General features: G+C 39.7%; 26 protein-coding genes, 1 other RNA gene and 1 pseudogene. 12 read left to right on the forward strand and 16 right to left on the reverse strand.

What is annotated here, in order from left to right:
- Positions 1 to 25: 25 nt before the first annotated feature.
- Positions 26 to 259, forward strand: a complete 234-nt coding sequence (locus LXF01_RS09545) for a hypothetical protein (protein WP_078188692.1) — start codon at positions 26 to 28, stop codon at positions 257 to 259.
- A 188-nt stretch (positions 260 to 447) separates the two neighbouring features.
- Here the strand turns inward: LXF01_RS09545 and LXF01_RS09550 are convergent, their stop codons facing one another.
- The 4 genes from LXF01_RS09550 to LXF01_RS09565 all read right to left on the reverse strand — a co-directional run bounded on the left by LXF01_RS09550 (position 448) and on the right by LXF01_RS09565 (position 4,187).
- A complete protein-coding gene (locus tag LXF01_RS09550) occupies positions 448 to 1,302 on the reverse strand; it encodes an EamA family transporter (RefSeq protein WP_233944218.1) in 855 nt (284 codons plus the stop codon).
- 111 nt (positions 1,303 to 1,413) lie between these two features.
- Positions 1,414 to 2,451, reverse strand: a complete 1,038-nt coding sequence (fba, locus tag LXF01_RS09555) for a class II fructose-bisphosphate aldolase (protein ID WP_078188695.1) — start codon at positions 2,449 to 2,451, stop codon at positions 1,414 to 1,416.
- Between the two features lie 122 nt (positions 2,452 to 2,573).
- The gene (locus LXF01_RS09560) at positions 2,574 to 2,849 is read right to left on the reverse strand and encodes a hypothetical protein (protein WP_078193510.1); all 276 of its coding nucleotides are present in this window, start codon (positions 2,847 to 2,849) and stop codon (positions 2,574 to 2,576) included.
- A gap of 150 nt (positions 2,850 to 2,999) precedes the next feature.
- The gene (locus LXF01_RS09565) at positions 3,000 to 4,187 is read right to left on the reverse strand and encodes a phosphoglycerate kinase (protein ID WP_233944219.1); all 1,188 of its coding nucleotides are present in this window, start codon (positions 4,185 to 4,187) and stop codon (positions 3,000 to 3,002) included.
- 140 nt (positions 4,188 to 4,327) lie between these two features.
- Here LXF01_RS09565 and LXF01_RS09570 point away from each other — a divergent pair, with 140 nt between their 5' ends.
- The 4 genes from LXF01_RS09570 to LXF01_RS09585 all read left to right on the forward strand — a co-directional run bounded on the left by LXF01_RS09570 (position 4,328) and on the right by LXF01_RS09585 (position 7,219).
- A complete protein-coding gene (locus LXF01_RS09570) occupies positions 4,328 to 4,711 on the forward strand; it encodes a DUF2237 family protein (RefSeq protein ID WP_078193708.1) in 384 nt (127 codons plus the stop codon).
- Positions 4,711 to 5,304, forward strand: coding sequence for a Maf family protein (locus tag LXF01_RS09575; protein WP_233944220.1), 594 nt, complete (start codon positions 4,711 to 4,713; stop codon positions 5,302 to 5,304). The genes LXF01_RS09570 and LXF01_RS09575 overlap by 1 nt, the downstream gene beginning before the upstream one ends.
- A gap of 106 nt (positions 5,305 to 5,410) precedes the next feature.
- Entirely contained in the window at positions 5,411 to 5,956 is a 546-nt protein-coding gene (locus LXF01_RS09580) for a hypothetical protein (protein WP_233944221.1), read from the forward strand.
- Between the two features lie 96 nt (positions 5,957 to 6,052).
- Positions 6,053 to 7,219, forward strand: a complete 1,167-nt coding sequence (locus LXF01_RS09585; protein ID WP_233944222.1) for a ribosomal protein uL16 3-hydroxylase — start codon at positions 6,053 to 6,055, stop codon at positions 7,217 to 7,219.
- A gap of 70 nt (positions 7,220 to 7,289) precedes the next feature.
- On the opposite strand, the gene LXF01_RS09590 is transcribed toward LXF01_RS09585, so the two are convergent.
- The 6 genes from LXF01_RS09590 to LXF01_RS09615 all read right to left on the reverse strand — a co-directional run bounded on the left by LXF01_RS09590 (position 7,290) and on the right by LXF01_RS09615 (position 12,904).
- Complete coding sequence (locus tag LXF01_RS09590; RefSeq protein ID WP_233944223.1) at positions 7,290 to 7,964, reverse strand: hypothetical protein; 675 nt, start codon at positions 7,962 to 7,964, stop codon at positions 7,290 to 7,292.
- Positions 7,965 to 7,987: 23 nt separating this feature from the next.
- Positions 7,988 to 9,880 carry a sensor histidine kinase gene (locus tag LXF01_RS09595; RefSeq protein WP_233944224.1) on the reverse strand — a complete coding sequence of 631 codons (1,893 nt, stop codon included), beginning with the start codon at positions 9,878 to 9,880 and terminating at the stop codon, positions 7,988 to 7,990.
- Complete coding sequence (locus tag LXF01_RS09600) at positions 9,880 to 10,563, reverse strand: response regulator transcription factor (protein WP_180119951.1); 684 nt, start codon at positions 10,561 to 10,563, stop codon at positions 9,880 to 9,882. The genes LXF01_RS09595 and LXF01_RS09600 overlap by 1 nt, the downstream gene beginning before the upstream one ends.
- Before the next feature lie 225 nt (positions 10,564 to 10,788).
- A complete protein-coding gene (locus LXF01_RS09605) occupies positions 10,789 to 11,568 on the reverse strand; it encodes a glutathione S-transferase N-terminal domain-containing protein (protein ID WP_233944225.1) in 780 nt (259 codons plus the stop codon).
- A gap of 147 nt (positions 11,569 to 11,715) precedes the next feature.
- Positions 11,716 to 12,228, reverse strand: a complete 513-nt coding sequence (gene rraA, locus LXF01_RS09610; protein WP_180084310.1) for a ribonuclease E activity regulator RraA — start codon at positions 12,226 to 12,228, stop codon at positions 11,716 to 11,718.
- Positions 12,229 to 12,238: 10 nt separating this feature from the next.
- Positions 12,239 to 12,904: an NAD(P)H-binding protein gene (locus LXF01_RS09615; protein ID WP_180115776.1), complete on the reverse strand. Its 666-nt coding sequence runs from the start codon at positions 12,902 to 12,904 to the stop codon at positions 12,239 to 12,241.
- 215 nt (positions 12,905 to 13,119) lie between these two features.
- Here LXF01_RS09615 and rpsT point away from each other — a divergent pair, with 215 nt between their 5' ends.
- Positions 13,120 to 13,386, forward strand: a complete 267-nt coding sequence (rpsT, locus tag LXF01_RS09620; RefSeq protein ID WP_078188707.1) for a 30S ribosomal protein S20 — start codon at positions 13,120 to 13,122, stop codon at positions 13,384 to 13,386.
- 104 nt (positions 13,387 to 13,490) lie between these two features.
- Here the strand turns inward: rpsT and LXF01_RS09625 are convergent, their stop codons facing one another.
- Entirely contained in the window at positions 13,491 to 16,085 is a 2,595-nt protein-coding gene (locus tag LXF01_RS09625; protein WP_233944226.1) for a M66 family metalloprotease, read from the reverse strand.
- Positions 16,086 to 16,530: 445 nt separating this feature from the next.
- Between LXF01_RS09625 and LXF01_RS09630 the strand changes: the two genes are divergently transcribed.
- Positions 16,531 to 16,974, forward strand: coding sequence for a hypothetical protein (locus LXF01_RS09630; protein ID WP_078193520.1), 444 nt, complete (start codon positions 16,531 to 16,533; stop codon positions 16,972 to 16,974).
- 88 nt (positions 16,975 to 17,062) lie between these two features.
- On the opposite strand, the gene LXF01_RS09635 is transcribed toward LXF01_RS09630, so the two are convergent.
- Together LXF01_RS09635 and LXF01_RS09640 are read right to left on the reverse strand one after the other, a co-directional pair.
- On the reverse strand, positions 17,063 to 17,806 hold the full coding sequence (locus LXF01_RS09635) for a histidine phosphatase family protein (RefSeq protein ID WP_078188709.1): 744 nt from the start codon (positions 17,804 to 17,806) through the stop codon (positions 17,063 to 17,065).
- Between the two features lie 69 nt (positions 17,807 to 17,875).
- On the reverse strand, positions 17,876 to 18,727 hold the full coding sequence (locus LXF01_RS09640) for a 3'(2'),5'-bisphosphate nucleotidase CysQ family protein (protein WP_233944227.1): 852 nt from the start codon (positions 18,725 to 18,727) through the stop codon (positions 17,876 to 17,878).
- A gap of 13 nt (positions 18,728 to 18,740) precedes the next feature.
- On the opposite strand from LXF01_RS09640, the gene LXF01_RS09645 reads away from it, so the two are divergent.
- From LXF01_RS09645 to LXF01_RS09660, 4 genes are all read left to right on the forward strand, one after another.
- Complete coding sequence (locus LXF01_RS09645) at positions 18,741 to 19,442, forward strand: HAD-IA family hydrolase (RefSeq protein WP_233944228.1); 702 nt, start codon at positions 18,741 to 18,743, stop codon at positions 19,440 to 19,442.
- Positions 19,435 to 19,875, forward strand: a complete 441-nt coding sequence (locus LXF01_RS09650) for an RNA-binding S4 domain-containing protein (RefSeq protein WP_168377604.1) — start codon at positions 19,435 to 19,437, stop codon at positions 19,873 to 19,875. The genes LXF01_RS09645 and LXF01_RS09650 overlap by 8 nt, the downstream gene beginning before the upstream one ends.
- Before the next feature lie 145 nt (positions 19,876 to 20,020).
- A complete protein-coding gene (recA, locus tag LXF01_RS09655) occupies positions 20,021 to 21,064 on the forward strand; it encodes a recombinase RecA (RefSeq protein ID WP_078188713.1) in 1,044 nt (347 codons plus the stop codon).
- Between the two features lie 81 nt (positions 21,065 to 21,145).
- Positions 21,146 to 21,790, forward strand: coding sequence for a regulatory protein RecX (locus tag LXF01_RS09660; RefSeq protein ID WP_180117406.1), 645 nt, complete (start codon positions 21,146 to 21,148; stop codon positions 21,788 to 21,790).
- A 107-nt stretch (positions 21,791 to 21,897) separates the two neighbouring features.
- Here LXF01_RS09660 and ffs read toward each other — a convergent pair.
- Positions 21,898 to 21,994: signal recognition particle sRNA small type (gene ffs, locus LXF01_RS09665), an RNA gene on the reverse strand.
- A gap of 291 nt (positions 21,995 to 22,285) precedes the next feature.
- Here ffs and LXF01_RS09670 point away from each other — a divergent pair.
- Positions 22,286 to 23,147: pseudogene (locus tag LXF01_RS09670) on the forward strand (YbgF trimerization domain-containing protein).
- Positions 23,148 to 23,206: 59 nt separating this feature from the next.
- On the opposite strand, the gene lpxA reads toward LXF01_RS09670, so the two are convergent.
- Both lpxA and fabZ read right to left on the reverse strand, forming a co-directional pair.
- A complete protein-coding gene (lpxA, locus tag LXF01_RS09675; protein WP_111883752.1) occupies positions 23,207 to 23,995 on the reverse strand; it encodes an acyl-ACP--UDP-N-acetylglucosamine O-acyltransferase in 789 nt (262 codons plus the stop codon).
- Complete coding sequence (gene fabZ / locus LXF01_RS09680; RefSeq protein ID WP_171263789.1) at positions 23,992 to 24,477, reverse strand: 3-hydroxyacyl-ACP dehydratase FabZ; 486 nt, start codon at positions 24,475 to 24,477, stop codon at positions 23,992 to 23,994. The genes lpxA and fabZ overlap by 4 nt, the downstream gene beginning before the upstream one ends.

Here is a 24,477-nt window from a genome sequence, read left to right on the forward strand (position 1 = left end):
TCAAAATATACTCAGGTCTCTCCCTATGCCTACAGCTATAAAATTACCTATGAAATTTCATTGCGAAGCGTGCAATACGGTTTATTTACAAAAATATGCGGGCGATATGCTTCATAGCTATCCAAACTGCCCAAACTGTAAACAACCGGGTCAGTTACAAGGCACCATTGAAACTCAAGATTTCCTGAAGCACCCTGTTGCTGTGGGTAAATGTTATTTTGAAAACACCTTACAACGTTTTCAACAACTCACACGTTAACTATGCATCTAAAACTAAAAGCCCTCAAATCGAGGGCTTTTTTTATAACGACATATTTAGCAACAATGTGAAAATATAATATTTATAAATTGGTCTGAACTTTGCTGAATAATTTGAATCAGAACAACAAATCAAGCAGAGGTGGGATGATTTACTACAACACCCGATCGTTTTTGCTAAAAATTATCTTAGACAGACATGGCATATGCTAAGCAAACCACACTCATGATCCCTGCAATCAAACCAAAGACGGTTGCGACTCTCAATTTTTCTTTAAAGATGATGAGGCCCGCAACCACGCCTAAAACCACGACCAGAATATTCATGCCAGCAAATACGATTGCAGGTGTGTCTTTAAGCAACATGTGGGCTTTCACATACAGTGCAATATTGGCAAAGTTTAAGAGACCTAAGCCCAATCCAGCGAGGATATTTTTGGTCTGCCCCAAACTGCCGTGCTGTACGATGTTATAAATACTCGAAAGTAAAAATGCACAAATAAACACCAGATTTAAAGTCACTGCAAACTGCATGCCCAAACCTGAGGCAAATTTTAATAACACATCAATCAGTGCATAGCCTGCCCAAACGCTTAATAAAAATAAAATCCCCTGCTTTCCATCAATGCTTCCCTTGCGCTGTGAAAATAAAATCAGCAATACCGCAAGTACACCAAGTGCAATACCAATGAGCTTAATAGCATTAAAATATTCACTGAAAATAAAATAGGCTGCGCTAAGAGAAAGCACAACAGATAAACGCTGAGCCAATTCGGTTTTTAAAATACCCGCTGTTTGCAGTGAGCGCGCTAAGCAATAAAAAATCGTCGGCAGTAATACACCCAAAGCCGCAATTAAAACCCACGGTGTTTTATTAATCGAAATATGAGCTAGATCCGGTTTAAACCATAGAAAACATAAAATACTCGCAGATGCATAATTCCATGTGATCATTTGTGCAGGGTTAAAACCCCGATCACGACATAGTTTTAGAATTACTGAAACGAGAACACTGCAAATCGCGGCAGCAAAGATCAATCCCATGACACGCTCTTATTCTTGAGTTGTATTTAAAGCAATTTTTCTAAGTTCAAATCAAAGAAAAGCCCACTTAATTGTGGGCTTTTCTTCAAAAATAATCTATCTCAAGACAAATTATTTATAGTGACTCACCATTTTCTCTAAAGAAATTGGACGAATCTTGTCAGCATTACCCGCTGTACCAAATGCTTCATAACGATCGATACAAATTTGTTTCATTGCATCAACAGTTGCAGAGAAGAATTTACGTGGGTCAAATTCAGCTGGTTTTTCAGCCATCATACGGCGCATAGCACCTGTAGAAGCAAGACGTAAGTCAGTATCGATATTAATTTTACGAACACCGTGTTTGATTGCGTCTACAAGTTGTTCTACTGGAACACCGTAAGTTTCGCCGATGTTACCGCCGAATTCATTAATTACAGCTAACCATTCTTGTGGCACAGAGCTTGAACCGTGCATTACAAGATGCGTATTTGGTAACGCAGCGTGAATTTCTTTAATACGGTCAATCGCTAAGATGTCACCTGTAGGTGGGCGAGTAAATTTGTACGCACCGTGTGAAGTACCCACTGCAATTGCAAGTGCGTCAACATTGGTATCAGCTACAAATGAACGCGCTTCTTCAACTGAAGTTAAAAGCTGAGAATGATCAAGTACGCCTTCAGCGCCTACACCATCTTCTTCACCAGCCATACCAGTTTCAAGGCTACCTAAACAACCGATTTCGCCTTCTACTGAAACGCCACACGCATGTGCCATTTGAACAGTACGACGAGTCACGTCTACGTTGTATTCGTATGAAGTTGGCGTTTTACCGTCTTCACCTAAAGAACCGTCCATCATCACTGATGAGAAGCCAAGTTGAATAGAACGTTGACATACATCAGGGCTAGTACCATGGTCTTGGTGCATAACCACAGGAATATGTGGCCATTCTTCGATTGCTGCCAAAATCAAATGACGCAAGAACGGAGCGCCTGCATACTTACGTGCACCCGCAGATGCTTGTACAATTACAGGTGAATTTGTTGCATCTGCTGCAAGCATAATTGCACGCATTTGTTCTAAGTTGTTTACGTTGAATGCTGGTACGCCGTAAGCATGTTCGCCGGCGTGATCCAAGAGCTGGCGCAATGAAATAAGAGCCATAATATCCTCCCAGGTAATGCCGCATATTCTACATGCTCAATCATTTCAATTCAGCAACAAATAACACTATTTAAAAAAAAATCCCTGCATTTGCAGGGACTTTTTAAATAAAGACAACAATCTTAGTGAGCTGCTGCTGCTGAAGCGGCTGTTTCAGCGTCAGCTGTTGCTTCGTCTGCAGGTGCATTTGCAATTTCAGCAGGAACATCTTGGTTCTTTTCATCCAATACTGGCTTATCAAGTTCATCAATGGCTTTTTGTTGTTCTGGCGTTGTTTGAGCATTGTCTACGGCAACAGCAGATGCTTCTGATTCCGTTGGTGCAGACTCTTTTTTAGCACAAGCTGTCAAAGTTAATGGTGCGATTAAAAGTACAGCAAGTGCAAGTTTTAAGTTCATCGTTGTTTCCTACTACTGCGAATTAGGTGTTGCGATGAATTTTATTGCAGAAATATTGCACTTTGATGACGGCAAAATGAATGGGCGATAAAAAAAGACTGACCGAAGCCAACCTTTTTAATACTGTACTATCTTATTAATAATACTAAATTAAGCACGGTCAAGAAGCGCTGCTACAGCAGGAAGAGTTTTACCTTCAACGAATTCAAGGAAAGCACCACCACCAGTCGAGATGTAACCAATTTTGTCTGCAACTTCATATTTATCAATTGCAGCAAGCGTGTCACCACCACCCGCGATCGAGAAGCCTTCAGATTCTGCAATCGCTAAAGACAATGCTTTAGTGCCTTCGCCGAATTGATCAACTTCAAACACACCTACTGGACCATTCCATAAAATAGTTTTTGAAGTTTTCAAGATTTCTGCAAATGCTTTTGCAGTTTCAGGGCCCACATCCAAAATCATGTCGTTGTCTGTTACATCTTCAACTTTTTTCACGACAGCTTTAGCAGCAGCTAATGAACCGAGGAAGTCTGCAAAATCAATTTCAGCAGCATCAGCAACAACAACATCTGTTGGAAGTGGTACAGATACTTTTGCAGCAATGGCTTTTGCTGTGTCGATCAGGTCATTTTCACAAAGTGATTTACCAACATTGAAGCCTGCAGCAGCTAAGAATGTATTGGCAATACCACCACCCACGATCAATTGATCACAGATGTCAGATAGTGAAGTTAATACATCTAATTTAGTAGAAACTTTTGAGCCTGCAACAATCGCAACCATTGGTTTTGCAGGAGTTTTAAGTGCACGACCTAGCGCGTCAAGCTCAGCAGCAAGTAAAGGACCTGCAGCAGCCACTTTTGCACAACGTGCTACGCCTTCAGTCGATGCTTCTGCACGGTGAGCCGTACCAAATGCATCCATAACGTAGACATCACAAAGTGCTGCATATTTAGCAGATAATTCAGGATTGTTTTTCTTTTCACCTACGTTGAAACGGCAGTTTTCAAGTAAAACTACTTGACCTGGCATAACGTCAACACCATCCAAATAGTCAGTGATCAATTGAACATCTTGACCCAAAGCTTCTGTTAAATAAGCGGCTACAGGTGCTAGAGACTGTTCTGCTTTAGGCTCACCTTCAACAGGACGACCTAAGTGTGAATACACCATTACAGCAGCACCTTTTTCTAAAGCTGCTTTAATTGTTGGCAACGCCGCACGTAAACGTGCATCGCTTGTAATCACGCCATTTTTAACTGGTACGTTAAGATCTTCACGGATCAGAACACGTTTACCCGCCAAATCTAGGTCAGTCATACGCTGAAAGTTCATGCATTACTCTCTTTTATTGATATCAAAACGCGACGATTTTAAATGATTATGCAGAAAAACGTTAGCTTCTTTTGCAGAAAAGCTATGTCGAGCCAAAGTTTTGTTATGATAGCGAAAAGCCTTATAAAGATTCAGCGCTTATGTCGATTCATCCAGACCCAAATATTAATCGTTTAAATGTTTTAGGCGAACCCTTGGCAAGCTGTTGTTTTGATCCGATTACCGGATATTTTAGAAATGGCTTTTGCCATACAGCAACAACAGACCTTGGTCAGCATACGATGTGTGCACAAATGACATCTGAATTTTTAAACTTTTCCCAAAAAGTTGGCAATGACCTAATCACACCCTTACCCGAAGTTGGTTTTCCAGGACTACAACCTGGTGACTTCTGGTGTATCTGTGTGACTCGCTGGGTGGAAGCGTATCAAGAAGGATTTGCCCCACCTATTAAAATACAAGCGTGTCACCAAGCGGTGCTGTCTTATGTACCGCTTGATGTACTTATGGAATATGCAGTGTAATGAGTACTTCCAAAATCATTTTGGCTTCTAGCAGCCAAACCCGTAAAGACCTAATGGACCGTTTACGGATTGATTACCTCTCAATCGTACCAGATATAGACGAAACACCTCGTGGTGAGAACCACGCTGATGAGTTAGCAAAGCGACTGGCATTTGAAAAAGCTTCAGCAATTGCAAACCAACACCCAGACGCGATTGTGATTGGTTCTGACCAAGTCGCATGGCGCGAAGGCGCACCAGATATTTTTATCGGTAAACCGCTTTGCGATGAAAAAGCCATCAAGCAGCTTCAAGCCAATTCTGACAAAATCGTTTATTTCAGTACTGCACTCAGTGTCCAACAAAAATCGATAGGTTTTGAACAAACCCTTGTCGAGCACTATAAAGTGAAGTTTCGCAAACTTAGCTTGCCTGAAATTGAACGTTATGTTCAGGTTGAACAACCGTTACACTGCGCTGGCAGTTTTAAATGTGAAAGCTTAGGGATTAGCTTATTTGAAGAAATGATCGGGCAAGACCAAACTACACTCATGGGTATGCCGATGATTAAACTCTGCAATATTTTGCGTGAGCTTAAGATCTTAGTCCCATAATTTTAAAGTCTTTATCTGTAACAGCATAATAAGCAAATCATTAGCTCTTTATGGGCTAATGATTAAAAAGTCACTTACTTATTTATTACAACCAAGAACTGAAAACATGAAAACGTTTAATTTACTTTCATCTAGCCTCATTAGCATTAGCCTTCTATTTTGTTCGACAAACGGTCATACCAATACAGTGAATCAAACTGTGACCAACTCTCAGCAATACAATAAAAACTTAGTCAATGAGTGGGTTCAATATAAATTTATCTATGCTGAATTAGAACAACAAGGCGCTGCAATGCAGGAGCAAATCATTCAACAGCTAGGCACTAAGACCAAAACCGGTGGGAGTAACTCACCAGAACAACAAATCAATAAACTGGTTGCTCTAGGCAAACAAAAATTTGAAAGCATTCAACCACAAACAGTTGAAGTGAAAAAACTTCTAAAACTACAAACCGAAAACGTTGAAATGATGGCAAAAGTCATGCCGAATCATTTCAAATTAATGTCTGATAAAGAAAATACTAAAATTGATACCAATGCACATTTTGAGCAATTCATGAAATTTTCAGCGACTACGGCTGCTGCCAATAGCTATGATTTGGAAGTTGAAAAATTAGTCATGCAATATCTCAAAGACAATCCTTTAAAATAGTCTCAAGCTAATCGAAATAATTTAATGAAATAGAGCCTTGCTAAAAACTGGAATCTCAAGGGACAATATATCCATTGAAATTGTATGTATTTAGCTATGGCTCATTCTCTTGACATCCTCGGCGGTATCAGCGCTGAACAATTCCTTGCCGAATATTGGCAGAAAAAACCATTATTGGTTCGTAATGCACTCCCTGAAATTGCCCATATACTAGAACCCAAAGACATTCTTGAATTGGCTTTAGAAGATAACGTCACTGCACGTCTCATCAAACAAAAAGATCGTGATCCTAACCAATGGACAGTAAAATCTTCTCCACTACTTAAAGCCGATTTTCAAAAAATGCCGAAACTGTGGACTTTATTGGTTCAAGCTGTCGATCATTATTCTTTTGACCTAGCCGAGCTTTGGAAGCAGTTTTCATTTATTCCGCAATGGCGTCGTGATGACATCATGGTGTCGTATGCACAAAAAGGCGGCTCTGTCGGACAACATTTTGATTTTTACGATGTCTTCCTCGTACAAGGCTATGGTCATCGCCGTTGGCAATTGGGTCAGATGTGTGATGCAGATACTGCATTTGTAGAAGGTCAACCACTTCGCTTACTACCAGAAATGGACGTACATTTTGATGAAGTGCTTGCTCCCGGCGACTTACTTTATGTGCCACCAGGCCTATCACACTATGGCGTAGCTGAAGATGAATGTCTGACCTATTCATTTGGCTTCCGCATGCCAAATGTCACTGAAATGATGGATCGAGTGACAGACAAATTCACAGACAATCCTCTACTTAAAAATCCATTAACTGACATTTTACGTGACCAAATCAGTGCGATTGGCCAAGTGACTGAAAATGAACTTGAGTATTTAAAAGAAAAGTTATTTGAACAATTGCAAAATTCAACCGTACTTGAAGATGCAATCATGAGCTTAATGTCAGAACCTAAATATCCTGACAATATTCCTGAAGCCGAAGAAATCGGCACTGGTGATCTTGAAGAGGCCTTAGATCAAGGCTATCAACTCATGTTAGAACCGGCTTCACGCTTACTATATACAGAGCAAGACGGTGATATTTTGTTTTGGGGAAATGGCGAAGGAATCTGTATCTCAGACGAATTTGCAGTGCATTTAAAAACTATTGCCGATGGCCAAAGTCTAGCGCTAGACGAATCTTTATATGATGCTGATATCTTAGAAGATATTGCCATGCTATTAAATGAATCTGTGCTGATGCTCGTCCCAACGGAAGCTGAATAAACTCAATAAAAAGGGAGCGTCATGCTCTCTTTTTATACTGCTGAATAGCATTATTTTCGCTTTCTACGATTTAAAAAATCTTCGACTTGATCGGCTTTTTTTCCACGATGACGTGATAAACCCATACTATCAACAACACAAATCCAATAAACCACAGATAGCGCATTACACCGTATTGACTACCTTTGCCTTGCCAAATTTGTAATTCAATACTTTGAAACTCCACATTCCTCGACTCTAACAAACTTAGTTGACTGGTCATACTATTTGGATCAATGGCAGCATTGACTGAAAAAGGCGCACCGTCCATAACAAAAATAAATTCTTGTCCTGCATCCAATGTTTCTAATCGTTCAACCTGATCAATACCTGCATCCATTTGCATAAGATTGCTTGAGGTTTGTTGAATAGCGGCATTGTAGTTATCAATTTGAAATTTTACAGATACCTCACCACTGGTCATTGCCCTACCTTTGACCAACAAGACTGCACGATATGGGTTTTGATTGGATGTCGCCGTGTAATCCACTGCAAAATTTTTAGTGTTTAATGTATTTGTATCGCTTTGACTTTCACTGAGTAATTGTTGAATTTCTTCGGTACTTAACACCGCATGCTGGAACAAAATCTGCCCATACTCACCTGGTTTAGGCGCATGATCCTGCGAACCACAAGCTGCTATAAAAGTGACACAGCAGAAGAATGCAATGCGCTTTAGATGACTTAATATCGAATTGATCATCATTTTTATTATTTCAACATATTCTTTTATGCAGCTGATTTTAAATTAATTTCTGTTTGAATAATGGTACAGCCTTGCTGAGAATGAATTTTGAAATTTCCGCCTATACGCTCCACACGCATTTTCATACTTCTCATACCGATACTCATGCCATGATTTGAAACACTCTCAACATCAAAACCGACGCCATCATCTTCAATAGTTAATAACAATGCGCCATTTTCGAACTGTGACAGCGTGACATTGACATGATTTGCTTGGCTATGTTTCACAATATTGGTCAGGCTTTCTTCAATCACTCGTATTAAAGTCAGACACTGAATTGCCGTTGGTTTGATCGCCCACTGCGAAGGAATACACCATTTGGCATTCATTTCCACTTCATCCATCAACTGACTAAAGCGATGTCGAACAGGTGCGATCCAGAGCAAAGGTGAATCTGGCACTTTACTGTCTAAAGATGATCCACTATCAATAATTTGCCTTAAATCATCGCGCAATAATTTCAACATCGACAAGAACTGTCTGTTTGGAATATTACTTTCACACTGATCAACCAAGATCATCGAGCGCACAATGGATGCGCCCAGACCATCATGCAGATCATGCGATAATTTAATCCGTTCCTGCAGGCGTACATTACTCAGTTCAAGCTGATGTTTATCATTCAAGCTACTACATAGTTCATCACTGACTTTCTGAACTTCAAATGCCAAATCATCATTATATTTTTCAATTTTCTGTATATTTCGATTGAGTCTCGCCCCCAAGATCACCACTATAAATAAGGTTATAATCGGTGAAGTAAAGGGTGATAAAGGTGTAAAATTTTCTTTTGGAAAGAGCACCAAGACTGTGATATCAGCTATGACTATCACAATTATCGCAGTCAAACAGATTGCTAATAAAATATAGTCCTTTCTTCGTTCTTTGAAACAAATTTTACACAGATAGAGGTAAGTGATAAAAAAGAATGCACAATACAGCAAGAATATAATGTTTGAAACATCCGCATTTCGCTCAAACGGCCAGATACAAACTACACCAATCAGTGCAGCAGTCAACATTGTAAATGACAGTTCTATTCGTGGAAACTTACGCCCAAGAAAGCGCAAGATATAGATACTAAAGCACTGAAAGTACAGCATTACAAATATCAGATTAGCTTTGGCAGAAAAAACCGAATCTGGGTATGGAAAGGTTTCAGTCGTCAGGGCATTACTGAGAAATAAAATCCACAGCACTGTTGAAAGCGCAAACCAGCCAAAACTGGTATCACGAGGACGCATCAACCAAATGATAAAGCAAATTAGACCCAAGACCCCAGAAAGAAAAATATTTAACTGTAATATGGTCCGACGTGTAAATGTTGTTGTTTCGACTTGCTCTACCGTTGCCATTACATTGTTAAATACTACTGGGCCCAAGCCAGCATTTAAACTCGAGTAACCATACACATAGATCAAAGTTTCATTATGATCATGTTTGATTCCACTTATCGGTAAAATCCAATAGCGCGCAACATTCCAACTTTTAGAAATCGGTTCTTGAAGATTTTTATTGGTCCACAGCAAGTCGCCATTCAGAAAGACTGAACCCGTATTAATGATATAATCAATATATAGTACGATGGGTTCTGCCAAACGGGCATTATTTTTACAGTACCAAGACCAGTCTAGTTTATACCAAGCACCACCTTGATAACCTTCCCAGTCTTTATCTTCTTTCCAACGATCAGGTAATTGTGTGGTTTTCCATCCCGTTCTGGGTAATTCTTGATTGGATGGTGTTTTCACCCGTGAAATGCTATTCACGGTCACATTACATTGATCATTTACAGGGAAAACTTGCTCTGCATGACTCAAGCTCCCCCATACTAAACAGAGGATAAATAATAAAAAATATCCTCCTTTACGCATTATAAAATACCCATAGATCTTGCTGTACTCACGGCTTTTGTTCGTTTCGTTACGGCTAATTTTCGGTAAATATGTTTAATATGGCTTTCTACGGTATAGCGTGATACAAAAAGCTGTTCAGCAATCTCACGATTACTCAAACCTTGAGCAACCAAACATAAAATTTCTTTTTCACGACTGGTCAGCAGGTGTAAGTCTGCTTCATCGGCGACTGTTTGTTCTGGACTTGGTGCTTCAGTTTCGGATATTTGTTTTAGGATTTCTCGTGCAATAAATGGGTCAATCGGCGCCCCACCACGTAAAATACTCCGAATAGATAAAAGTACTTCAGCATCATCACGTTCTTTTAATACATAGCCTGTTGCGCCTGCTTTAATCGCAGCAAATAAGCTTTCTTGTGTACTCCATGCAGAGACAACCAAGATCATGGTATTACTTTCGAGGGAACGTATTTTTTCAATAATTTCGATACCACTACCATCAGGCAAACCTAAGTCAACTAAGGCTAATGATATCGGTTGTGTCTCTACGGCTTGAATAGATTCTTTAACATTTTTGGTGAAGATAAGCTCTTCACGCTTATAACCCAGCTCCGTCAAAATTTGACGTAAACGTAATTGAATAATTTCCTCATCTTCAACGACAAGCACCGGTACGGGTAGTATGACTTCTTGTGGTGACATGATTTACTTCCCCCGAAAACATGAAATGTCTTTTACATTAATCAGTTTAATCCTTTTAGGATATCCCTGTAATTAAGTAAATTTCTTATTTTTAATAATTTATTCTAATTCAATTGATGCAGTTATGATGCATTTTTCTTCTAATTTTAGACCCATTTATCATTACAATATGTGTATAGCCATCTGTCTGACTATACACTGCACTTAGCTTAAACTTGAGTAAGATTAGCTCAAATATTGCTTTTTCAGATATTGCACAATTTTTTCAGATTCGAAAAGTTCAACACCAGTATTGGGATCTTTCAAGTATGGTACTTGAATATTGTTCCCCATGATTTTTAACACTTGTTCACGCTTACCACCTTTTAGAGGTACATATTTACCAGGTTTTAAGCGCATTATCGCTAATCCTTGATCTTGCCAACGCTCCTTAGCCACATTATGAAAGGTATATGCCAATTCCATTTCAGACAATGCGCTACGTACGATACGTGTATATGGACTCGCTTCAAACCCCCATAGTTCTAAGAGTTGACTTGGTGCATCACGATGGATAACTTTACGCTGCACCCACACGCCTTGAGCCCCATTAATTAAGGTTCCAACATAGGCAACATACGGAATTTTAGGATAATTGGCATACCTCTTAGGAGTCTGACCTGTTTTGCCATAATGTTTAAATAGATGATGAATTATTTGCTGAGATTCGTACAAACGATCCCCAGTATTGTCATCCACCAAGAAAGGAAATTGTTGTTTTCCACCCAATTTCTGCACGTCTAAACGGTATTTTTTAGCCCCTTTGGGACATGGGTAGACCTCATAATCCAAATTGAGTGTGGTTAGTACTTCTCGTACACGACGACAATAGGGAGACCCTTCAAATTCGTACAGTTTAAGGGTTTTTTCAGGTTGTTTCGGATAAGGCGTCCCATTTGTACCACGTCCGCCCTCTGCTACGCCTGAGAGCAACGCTTGCGCCACTTTTAATTGATGCAACAACATACTTTTTTTCCTTTCTTTTTTTATTTCGTATTTTTATACATCAGCCGAGAGTCCTCAGCTGATGTTTGTATTTTCTTTTTCACATTTATATCGTCATGTATGAGCAAGAATTACGCTTTCATTCCACGACTAAAAATTCAAGTACGCTTATAAAGCAACCAATTGCTCTTTTGAAACAACGATGCCGTTATTGTCAGCATAAATAAAATCACCAGACTGAATGTTTACACCACCAAAACTTAATGGAATATCTGTTTCACCCACGCCTTTGCGGTTACTTTTTTGTGGAATCGCAGCCAAAGCATGCACACCTAAATCAAGTTCTGCAATCGCATCAACATCACGCACGCAGCCATAAATAATGACACCATTCCAATGATTGTTAACTGCAGATTCAGCAATCATATCACCCATCAAGGCACAGCGCATCGACGCACCACCATCAACAACCAATACTTTACCCGTACCATCGGTTGCCAATAATTCTTTAACACGAGAGTTATCTTCAAAACATTTGACCGTAATCACCTGACCGCCAAAACTTTTCCGTGCACCATAACTTTGAAAGAACTTACCATCCAATGACGGGATCACCACTTGTAATTCTTTATCTGGATGATCATCAAGTAAATCACAGGTGACGAATGGAACTGTAGACACGGTATTTCCCTCATTTAATTGTTAGTATGCGTAAATTATCATAAATCTCGAACTTTTCAGTCTGAGTTTGTGCCGCCTCGACCATAGTATGAGCCACTTGCTGTGCTGTCACTGGCTTAAACTTGAAACGGTCAGGTACAAAATGCGAAAAGCGCATATAGAGCTTCTGTGTCGCATCCTCTAAACGTCGAGATTCATGACGCTCACCAAGTAACAGCGAAGGTTTTAAAATCGAAAGTTGATTTAACTTTAAAGTTTTTAAATAATATTCCAATTCACCTTTGACTCGATTATAAAAAAACGCGGAATTAGCGTCAGCGCCCATAGCACTGACAATGATCAATTGTGTATCTGTATATTCTAATAATTCAGCAAAATGTGCATTGATGCTAAAGTCAATTTGATAAAAATGATCTTTAGACCCTGCTTTTTTAATCGTCGAGCCTAAACAACTAAAGGCATGACTATAATCTCTCACATCATCCTGAGTCAGAGAAAGAAAGTCACTGATCACCATTTGTTGAACTTTTGCCAGTCCATTCAGTTCATGGTCACGCTGACGTACCACAGCCGTAATATTCTTACATCTTGCATTTTGACTGAGCTGACGAACCAATTCCCGCCCGACCAATCCTGTTGCTCCGATGACAATCGCATTCTCTATACTTTTAGTCATTTTTCATACAATCTCAATCACTTTAGACTAATCTAACGTTTTCTTTAAAATTTTTCTGCATCTAAAATGTTGTCAAAGCATGTCAAGACTTGACTTAAGCGCTTAGTTTAATCACAATATGGCACTTGTTTACGGGCTGGTGATAGTTCTTCTGATGTTGGTTTTCAGATGTAATTTCAGCCCGCCCAGACCAATCTATTTCAAGGAGTGCACGAGTGGCAAACTCTGCTCAAGCAAAAAAACGTGCTCGTCAAAACGTTAAAGCACGTCAACACAACGCAAGCTTACGTTCTATGGTTCGTACTTATCTTAAACGCACAGTAGCTGCTATTGCTGCTGGTGATTATGCTGTCGCTACAGAAGCTTACAAAAAAGCTGTTCCTGTAATTGACCGTATGGCTGATAAAGGCATCATCCATAAAAACAAAGCTGCTCGTCATAAGAGCCGTTTAAATGCACAAGTTAAAGCTTTAGCTAACTAATTTGTTGCGATAAAAAAAGCCCTTTTTAGGGCTTTTTTTGTACCTATAGGTTTTTAAAAGCAAAAAAATAAGGTCCTCGATGGACCTTATTTTCTATTTACAGATTATTTATTAATCAGTTTCATATTCGTCGCTGATAAATATGTCCATAATAAGTTTTGGCTTGCTGTCAAATTTGTCCAACGTTGATTGCCACCGTTGGTACAGCTATATCGAATTAAATCCGCACGGTTATTTTGCAAACGTCCCGTATTTAAATCCATGCATTGACCACTTTGACGAATCGTTGTAGTCGCAGGGTCCATGGTCCAAATTTGGTTGGTTTGGTTTAACACGCAACGTTCTAGCGTCACTTTAGCTGAACCACCGTTGCCTGTTATGCATTGATCTGGATTTGACTTACTGTGTATCCGACCAATGGCATCATATACCCACTGTTCAGTATCATCCGCCGTACAACCGCTTGGGCCACTGATGTATAAATTTAATGTTCCATCAGTTAAGGTTTCAGATTTCAAACAGTTGTTACCATTTTTGATCAATGTCGCCTGCTCGAACAAACCTTCTTGAGTGACTGAAAGCTTTTTCATAAATGCTTCGAGCGCGCTTTGCGCCTCAGGTACTTGATTGGTTAGGTCTTGTGCATATACATTCATCCAACGATTTAGTCGGTATGCTGTGTTTTGTTGCGACTCATAACGGGTTAATTGCTGACGCGCCACACTATTCATCAATGACTTGTCATTTTTATAGGACTCGTACAGCATTTTTTCAGTTGGATTAAGTGCAACAACAGCATTTACAGCTTGCGCTTCCAAAGCACTTTCTAATTGAGGAAGTTCGATAGCACGCAATGCACTATAACCATGCTGACGTCCAATTTTGACGGCCGGCTTGATCACTGTACTGTAGACTGGAATATCAATATTTGCTAATAACTTGGCTTCTTCACCTGCTTTTTTACAATACAAATCAACTTTCTGTGGTTGATCTGCCAAAGCTAAATTGACATGCAATTTATTGGCATTACTGCCTAATCGTGCAGGTGCTAAAGCAATATTGTTGACTTTATTCGTGTATTGCACATTCAACCAACATGCCGCTTGATCCAAAGCGGTATTGGCAGCATTTAAGTCATACACATTACCCCAGTTTGAACGTGCAGCAGGATACAACAAACCAACTTGATTGACTGGATCATAGCCCCCTAAAATGGTAATGACAGGCTGACCAAAAACCCGTGGTCGTGGATAATTTTGATCTGCGTTATACCAAACCGGAGCCGTAGAATTTGGCATCTTCGGTTGAGCGACTTCCATTTCACGAGTGGTTTTGTTCCACTTTTTGTAGCCGGTAGGCGAAGTTTCATCCCAGACATAACGGTCAAAGTGTGGTTGAATTTTCAGGAATGTGCTGTAACCCGTATAGTGTGTGTAGCGTGATACATTACTATCAGGATACCCGCCGGACATGGCATCTTTTCCGTACGGGAACAAATTTTTAAAATTTGGGATACCATTCGCTCCATCCCACTTCCATGTCGCCGTCCATGATAGATTTCCGCGCATCATATTGCGATTGGCAATATAACCCCATCCACTGTCCGCATGATGTGCAGCCCAAAATAGATTGTCACCTACCTGACCAGGGTAATGTCCTAAACCATAGTGATGGCCAATTTCATGGCTAAATTCATTCCCTACAGAATCATAAAGCGTGAGCATGCCATTACCACCACTCAGTCCATGAGTATGCACACCATTGGCATAGTTCCCCTTCGTATGATGGACAACTACTGTTTGGGTTAATTGTGGCTGACTTTGGTTGGCCATAGATGCACTGGTAATACCCCAGTTAGCAAGGTTTATACCAACACTAAAGGTTGATTTACCGACATCCTCACGCATGTCTCCTGCATAAACACCACCATCTCCGGCACTTTTACTGTCATAAATAACACCTGAAGATACCATTGCACGTGTTAACTGAATATCATCATATTGTGCAACCGTCATTTCTGCTGCAGGAATGGTTTGGAAATAATCTGTGCCCGCTTTTTCAGGCTCTAGTAGCATATAGTGGCCGGTAGAATTTGGCTTATCTGCCAACATACCAACACGGATATTATTTAAAACCAATTCACCTGGTGCAGCAAAATCGATTTTATCCTCAGCCAATTCACCGCTGACTTTATTTGCGTCAATAAATTTTAATCTTAGACCGGGTTTAACTTCATCCCAATTGAGCTTCGTGGTCCACGCGCGTTTACTGTACCAAACATCTGGACGACCTCTTTGCCCACTCTGGTCTGAAACAGGCATTTGCGTCGGATCATCCAATGTCGCGGTACGAATTAAGCGGTTGTTTTGATAGATTTCTACTTTGAGTTGCTTGATGTTTTGCATATCAAGTGTTGGCGTCACGATAAGCAGCGCTTCTTTTTCACTGGTTAACCGTGGCATTTTCTTGGATTCGTTCGCATTCGGATCGACGACATGACTTTGACCAAATTGAACTTGCGCTGAAAAGTTGCCGACTAAATCATTTCGTATTTCACGAACAGCATCATTTGCATCGTAGTCATAAAAGCCAATACTGGTATCATCGACTATGTCTTGGGTCGGTTCTGGATAATTTGCAGTTGATGCAGAACCACTTGAACTATCACCACCGCCTCCACCACCACAAGCAACTAACATTAATGACACAATACAAATTGATAATTTGTTATATGAAAAATCTATCACACTTTTCACTACTATTCCCCAATTAGCCACAAAAAAATCCAATAAAGAGACTTACATAAAAATATATAAATCAATAATTTACAACAAAGTTAATGCTATTTTCTTTTTTTTAATCATTCAATTGCCGTGTTTTGTCACTTATTAACAATTCAAATAAAATCTAAATATTTTGTATTGGTAGAATCATTATTAATGTGACAGGTATTTCACTTTTCAACTAAAATTAAGATGTAGACCTGTTAATACAATCGTATATTCCCGACAGAAATTGTCAGGATATTTTTAGAAACTTTGTAAATAAAAATTTTAAGAAATGGCTTAATCCCATATATTTTTTATGGTATTTTAATTTTCATCCTAGGCAGCCATTGCTGTACAAATGAAAAGAGGGATAAAAATGTCGATTAACCAATTTTTGCCATCATTAGAAAAATTTGCAGAAGCAGAAAATCAATATATTGAATATTTTACATCTAAAGGTGAAAAAGACATTTTAGGTAAAGTCATTTCAAATATGAAATCGACCGCTGAGATTCAAGCCTCTCAAGGTGTAGACTCATGGTTAGCATATGGCGTGTACTTACCAGCTGTAGAACGTATCTTTGCACTGCATCAAGGGGAAACAGAAGCTGAATTTTTTGAACGCACACAATATCCAGCTGAACTCGTGCAAGCGTATAGCATTAAAGATCATGACATTGCGACTTTGATTGCCGCTGACAAATATAGCCGAATCCACCAACAACATCTCCCTGTCAATACTAGTCGCTGGCCTTATAGTGACGACGGCTCAAGTATTGATTTAAATCAGTATCCTGCGCGAATTAAAGCCAATATTTAATCTTTTACATAATGAAATACTGAAACAGATAAAAAAGGCATCCACACATGGATGCCTTTTATAAATTTTTTATTATTATCAAAATTTCTTAAAGTTGCTGTTCAGCTTGCTGAAATTCACGAATATTTAATTCATTTAGTTCACCACGCCAAATCCATTTCAGTTTTGACTCAAGGAATACATCTCCTTCAAACCAAACAAATAAACCTTCCATCATTTTAGGCCAATCTTCGCGTGTCACGATATTTTTACCTGAAATAATGGCAAGAATTGCAGCCAAAATCGTATCATGACTCACCGCTAGACTCAGACCATAATCATTGGTTGGATGAGTGTTGTAAATCAACTCCAAAACATCTACCACCCCATGAATGGGCTGTTTCATACCCGGCAAAGCATTATTCACAAAACTATTGATAAAGCCTAAAGCACCTTGCTTTTGAAAGTATGGTCCTGCTTTTTTAATATCGAGCACAAAACTTCCCGGCTCGACCAATAATCCTTGTTCAATGATCTCGATATGGTGGGTATTCGGCTCAATCGTGACGTTATCTGCACCTTGAATCATCAATGCTGCCGTATCCACACAGCGCTGAATTGGACTCGAAATACAGTGCTGAATAACACGGTCGGTATTTTCAACCAAATAACTGCCCCACGCTTCGGCTAAATCTCGTCCTTGATGGGTCAGTTGCAAGTCATAACCGGCCAAGCCTTGTCCTTGTACAACTTCACGAATGGAATGACGTGTAAACAATGTTACAGGCGTCTTTTCATCCGGCAATAAGTCTATTGCTTTCAGCATACTAGGAGGGAGCAAATCTAGGGCCATAATTGACAGTTCTTAAATGCAGGAGATTTAACGGAGTGTGCTGACACTATAGCATGAACCCGATTTAGCTCAAGTTTTGTCAGGCATGTTTGCCAAAGCATTTAAGGCCAATTCTTTCATTTCGGCATTTTTAAATGCAATAAATCCACCATTTAATAAAGTCTTGCGCTGGTTATATAAAAAAGCGCGACCATTAAAATCAACCAAACCACCACCAATACGCTCGATTAAACATTGTCCAGCGCTCGTATCCCATTCACAAGTCGGATGAAAACGCGGGTAAATATCCACTCGATCTTCTAACATCATACAAAACTTATATGCACTACCAGCATGGTATGCCTGATAAGGACTAAGTTTTTCTAAAGCGTCTAAATAATCCGTATAAATCGGCTTATTTTTAGCACTTTGACTCAAGCCAACGTGTACGACATTCTCTACAGAGGTTTGAACATATTCATACCATGTGGTTGACTGGCTATCATATTTCAGCGGCAGTCCCTCAAAGGGACAAATATATACGCTGTATTCCCCGGGAATCGCCAATATGGCAAAGGTAGTATTAGCACCCTCAACCAAACTCAGATTAATGGTAAATTCAGGTCTTTTATGTAAAAACTCTTTGGTACCATCCAAAGGATCAAGCAGCCAAAATTTTTGCCATTGCATACGTTCAGACTTGTCACCTTCCTCTGACAATACAGGCAAGCTAGAAACTTTAGATAATGCTTGGGTAATATAGCTATTTGTACGATAGTCAGCTTGCGTTACAGGTGAATCATCACTTTTACGTTCCACATCAAAATCCGCACCTGAGCAATAACGCTGATATTCTTCTCGCAAAATTTCGCAAGCTTGTGTCACAATGGGAACCAACTGCAAAATCAGTGGGTCTTGCGGTGCTGTTGTTGTTTTAAACATAGAATACCTTTATATGCCAAATTACTCAGAAAAGCCGACGATCATTTTTGATATGGACGGTACTTTACTCGATCTTGCTTATGATGATTTTATCTGGAATGAGCTGCTGCCAATTCGCTATGCTGAACAGCATCAGTGCTCACTCGAACAAAGCAAGCAAACGCTATTTAGTTTTTATCAACAACATAATCATACCCTAAAATGGTACTCCTCTCGCTTTTGGACGTCACAAGTTGGCGTTGATGTTTTGGCAATGCAAATAGAACAAAAAGCCAAAGTGGCTAAACGCGAAGGCTGCATTGAGCTACTCACCTATCTTAAAGAAAATGGCTATCCTATTTGGCTTGCGACCAATGCCGACTATGCAGGCTTACAATTCAAACTTGAAGAAACCGGTCTTCGTGATTATTTTGATGTTATCGTCAGTTCAGAAACGCTCGGTCATGCCAAAGAGTTTATTGAGTTTTGGCAAATATTAGCAAGCAAACACCCCTTCTATGCAAAAAACTGTTACTTCATTGATGACACAGAAAAAGTGCTCAATGGTGCAAAACTTTTTGGGATTGAACAGCTCTATTCGATTCAGCAACCTTCATCTGCCAAAGCGCCTCGCGAGACTTGCAATTACCCAATGCTGTCCGCATTAACAGATTTAATCCCTATTTTAGAAGCTCAAACGACTGAGCAAGCCGAGGAACAGAAAAAATATGCGTAAATCAAATCTAGCCGAAGATGCGGTTGGTATGCGTATAGACAAATGGTTGTGGGCTGCACGTTTTTTTAAAACACGCTCTATTGCCAAAAATGCTATTGAAGGCGGTAAAGTTCATCATAATGGCGAACGCGTTAAAGTCTCTCGTGAAGTTCGTGTAGGCATGGAGTTAACCATTGCACAAGGCCTTGAGAAAAAAACCGTGGTGGTGAAAGCACTGTCGGATGTTCGTGGGCCTGCCCCAACCGCTCAGCTGCTTTATGATGAAACTGAGGTCAGTATTGCAAAACGGGAATTGCTCGCATCCCAAAGAAAGTTGCATAATCTAGCTCGGCCAGATCATCGACCAAGTAAAAAAGATCGTCGAGATATTGGTAAATTTAAAAGAGAAAATGATCAACAGTTTGACCAGCAATGGTCTTATAATGATGATTAAGTTAAAGCGTCACAACATGTCGCACCTGTTGTGATTTTCATAGAACAAAAGGATGATTTCTGTCACTATACCCTCGTGGAACAGATTTAAACTGAATACATCCACTTGAGTATATTGTTTCGTGACATCGTATTGAGGTTGTAAGATGGATGATAATAAAAGCAAGGCGTTAAATGCGGCCTTAAGCCAAATTGAAAAGCAGTTTGGTAAAAACACCGTAATGCGTCTTGGTGATAATACTGTACAGGCGGTTGAGGCTGTCTCTACGGGTTCTTTAACACTAGATATCGCACTAGGTATTGGTGGTTTACCTAAAGGTCGTATCGTAGAAATCTACGGTCCTGAATCTTCTGGTAAAACGACTATGACATTGCAAGCCATTGCCCAATGTCAAAAAACTGGCGGTACTTGTGCATTCATCGATGCTGAACATGCATTAGACCCTCAATACGCACGTAAACTTGGCGTAGATATTGATAACCTTCTTGTTTCACAGCCAGACAATGGTGAACAAGCGCTTGAAATTGCAGACATGCTGGTACGTTCAGGTGCCATTGACCTGATCGTAGTCGACTCTGTAGCGGCACTTACCCCTCGCGCCGAAATTGAAGGCGAAATGGGTGACTCACACATGGGCTTACAAGCTCGTCTGATGAGCCAAGCACTCCGTAAAATTACTGGTAATGCAAAACGTTCGAACTGTATGGTGATCTTCATTAACCAAATCCGTATGAAGATTGGTGTAATGTTTGGTAGCCCAGAAACCACAACGGGCGGTAATGCATTGAAATTCTATGCGTCTGTACGTTTAGATATCCGCCGTATTGGTCAAGTGAAAGAAGGCGACGAGATCATTGGTTCAGAAACCAAAGTGAAAGTTGTGAAAAACAAAATGGCTCCTCCATTCCGTGAAGCGATTTTCCAAATTCTATACGGTAAAGGCGTGAACCATTTAGGTGAACTTGTTGACCTTGCGGTACAACAAGAAATTGTTCAAAAAGCAGGTGCTTGGTATTCATACCAAGGTGACAAGATTGGTCAAGGTAAAAACAATACCATTCGCCACTTAGAAGAACACCCTGAACTTGCACAAACCATTGAAAAACTGATTCGTGAACAACTTCTGACTACGGGTACAGCACCTGTAGAAGACAAAGACGAAGAAGAACCAGACTTTTTAGATGCTTAATTACAGCATGCTTTAATAGCAGACAAAAACGCCCTACGGGGCGTTTTGTTTTGCACTCAAAATTTGTATTAAAATGACCCCATGACTAAAGACCATTTTCCACTCTTGCTCGACTATGAAGCACTAAAACAACAGTTTGCAGAAGCTGAAGAACCCACCAGCGTAAATCATGCTTCACAAACTGACATCCCGCATGACAATGCTTCAGTGATCGACCACTCTGCGTTGCATTTTGATGCCAATGGTAAAGATGTTCAAGCTGAAAAAAAACCAGGACTGCGCGGCTCTCGTCTACGCTCCTACGCCTTTGCAGTACTCACACGCAAAGAATACTCAAAAGCGGATTTAATCGAGAAATTAGCACTGTATGCGGATAGTCGTGAAGAAGTCATACACTTGGTGGAAGAACTCGCACGTGAGAACTATCAAAGCGATCAACGTGTAGCAGAAATGCTGTTGTCGAGTCAAAAGCGTAAAGGTAAAGGTCCCAACCGTATAAAGCTCGCTTTAAAAAATAAAAAAGTAGACAGTGAATTAATTCAGGATGAATTAAAAGAAACAGATTGGGTCGCCGAAGCCTACCAGCTCAAGATCAAAAAATTTGGCAAAGCTGTTGAACGTGATCCAAAACAAAAAGCCAAACAAATACGTTTTTTACAATATCGAGGATTCGATCTAGATACGATTTTTAAAGTGATTGCACGTAAAGAATTTGATGACGAATAACAAAGATATAGATCTAAATGAAGAATTAATAAAACTAAAATAAAGAAGAATCTAGGATTGAAAAAATGAGAGGAAGTTTAATTTATTATTATTGAAACTGGTGGCAACCCTACCAGCAAGACTTCGGCACATCATATTTCTACTACCGTTGCTACCTTCCGGTCCTGGCGGGGTTTATAGAGTATAATTGCGAAGTAACCGGCAGGGCTACCATTGCAAGAACAGAGTATAGAGATTTTTAATAAACATGCAAGCCTAAAACCAAGAATTCCTGAATAGAAAAAACTGTTTGATTATTTATAAATCAATATGATGGTCGATGATGTAGAAAACGTGAAACATCATCACTATATTTTTACTTTAATACACAACAAGATTGTAAAAGCTTATTGCAATTCAGAACTTTGGCGTTTTTAATGTGCTTATCGTTTTATCTAAAGCAGTCTGTAATAAAACTATTCAATACGGACATGCTTGCAACTACATGGAATTTTTATGATGTTTAAACAGCATGTATTGTGTGCCCTTACATTGACTTGCTCAGGTACGCTATTTGCCAATATTCCAATTGAATCTCGTGGTTTGAGTGGCGCAGATAATGGCACTGTGTATACAGCAAATAATACAGCCATTCAAACAGGTGCTGGCTCTACCCCTACGCCAACCAATTTGAATTGGCAGCTCATGCAGAAGAACCAACAGCTCGAAAATGAATTGCGTAGCTTACGCGGTAAAATGGAAGAGCAAGACAATATTATCGAACAATTAAAAAGTGAACTTACAAACCGCTATGCAGATTTAGATCAACGTTTAGAGCTACTCCAACAAAAAGTAGATCCGAGTGAAGACACAGAGGCTGCGGAGGATAACCAACAAGGTACTGCACCCAGTAGCAGCTAATATAGCCCCTACACCAGCTAAACAACCTACGACCCAAGCAACATTAAGCTCATCTGCAAAACAACCTGTAAATGCAGGTGGTGACTCACTTGAGCTTGAGAAAGCAGCTTATACCGTTGCTTTAGATGCATATAAACAAGGTGGTGCGAAAAAAGCCATTGCACCAATGAAAAACTTTATTAAGAATAATCCTAATAGCGTCTACATCAGCAATGCATATTTTTGGTTAGCTGAGTTCAACCTTGCTGTTGAACCGACCAACTACGCAGAAGCGAAAAAGAACTATGGTATTGTAGTAGATCAATACCCTGAGTCGACTCGTGCACCTAGAGCGTTATATCAACTGTATAGCATTGCAAAAGACGTAGATCGAAACAGCAGTTTAGCAACGCAGCTCAAAACCAAGCTTACCCAAAAGTATCCAAAATCTGAAGAAGCAGGCTTTGTTAAAAAATAGGACTTTTTTTAACGCAAAAAAAAAGACACCTTATAAGGTGTCTTTTTTATTCGCAGCATTTAGCGTACGATACCGCGCTTAGACTGCTCAAGTGAGTCAATCAACAATTGCGCCTCTGCCACTTCAGGCAAAATTTCAGTACGAATACGTTCAATCGCTTCATTCGTCGTTAAGCCATCTTTATAAATCAATTTAAAAGATTCACGTAAACCTTGAATCACATTTTTAGACCAACCTTTACGACGCATTCCTTCAATGTTCATGGCAAAAGCATGGGCTGGATTACCAGATACCATGACATAAGCAGGTACATCTTTCAAAATAAGAGATGCACCACCAATCATACTGTAAGAATCGATTTTACAGAATTGGTGAATACCAGAGTTACCACCTACGATGACATAATCACCGATATGGACATGGCCTGCAACGCCGACGTTATTAGCAAAAATATTATGATCACCTACCACACAGTCATGTGCAATATGTGTATTCACCATCAATAAATTGTGACTACCAACTTTAGTTAGCCCCTGATCTTGAACAGTACCACGGTGTAAACTACAGTGTTCACGAATCGAGTTATAATCACCGATTTCTAACCAGGTTTCTTCACCAGCATATTTCAAGTCTTGGCAGACTTCACCAACACTGGCAAATTGAAAAATTTCGTTATGTTGACCAATACGGGTATAACCACCCACCACAACATGTGAATGCAGTTTAGTGCCCGCTCCAATTGTGACTTTAGGACCAATAATACAATATGGTCCAATTTGCACATCCGGAGCAATTACTGCTGATGAGTCAATAATGGCGGTAGGATGAATTAATTCGTTATTGCTCATGCTGTCTCTGTTTTCTGATGCGAAACCATAATTTCCGCGGTTGCTGCGACTACGCCATCTACAGTGGCAACACAATTATATTTGTAAATGCCACGCTTTTGCATCACTAATTCCGATTTTAATACAAGTTGATCGCCTGCAACGACTTGTTTTTTAAATCGAACCTTCTCTGCACCAGCAAATAAGAACAGCGAACCCGCTGAAGGTTTCTCATTATTCATGATGAAACCTAAAATACCCGATACTTGCGCCAATGCTTCAACAATCAGCACACCCGGCATAATTGGGTATTCAGGGAAATGGCCTTGTAAAAATTCTTCATTAATCGTTACATTTTTATAGCCTACAATCCCGTTGTCAGTCACTTCAACAACACGATCAACCAATAAAAACGGATAACGATGTGGCAAATATTCACGAATAGTCTGAATAGTCATTGGTAATTCAGGTTTTGTGAAAGCTGGGGTATTCGACTCTGTCAT

This window comes from Acinetobacter sp. SH20PTE14 (genome assembly GCF_021391555.1).
GTDB lineage: Bacteria > Pseudomonadota > Gammaproteobacteria > Pseudomonadales > Moraxellaceae > Acinetobacter > Acinetobacter amyesii.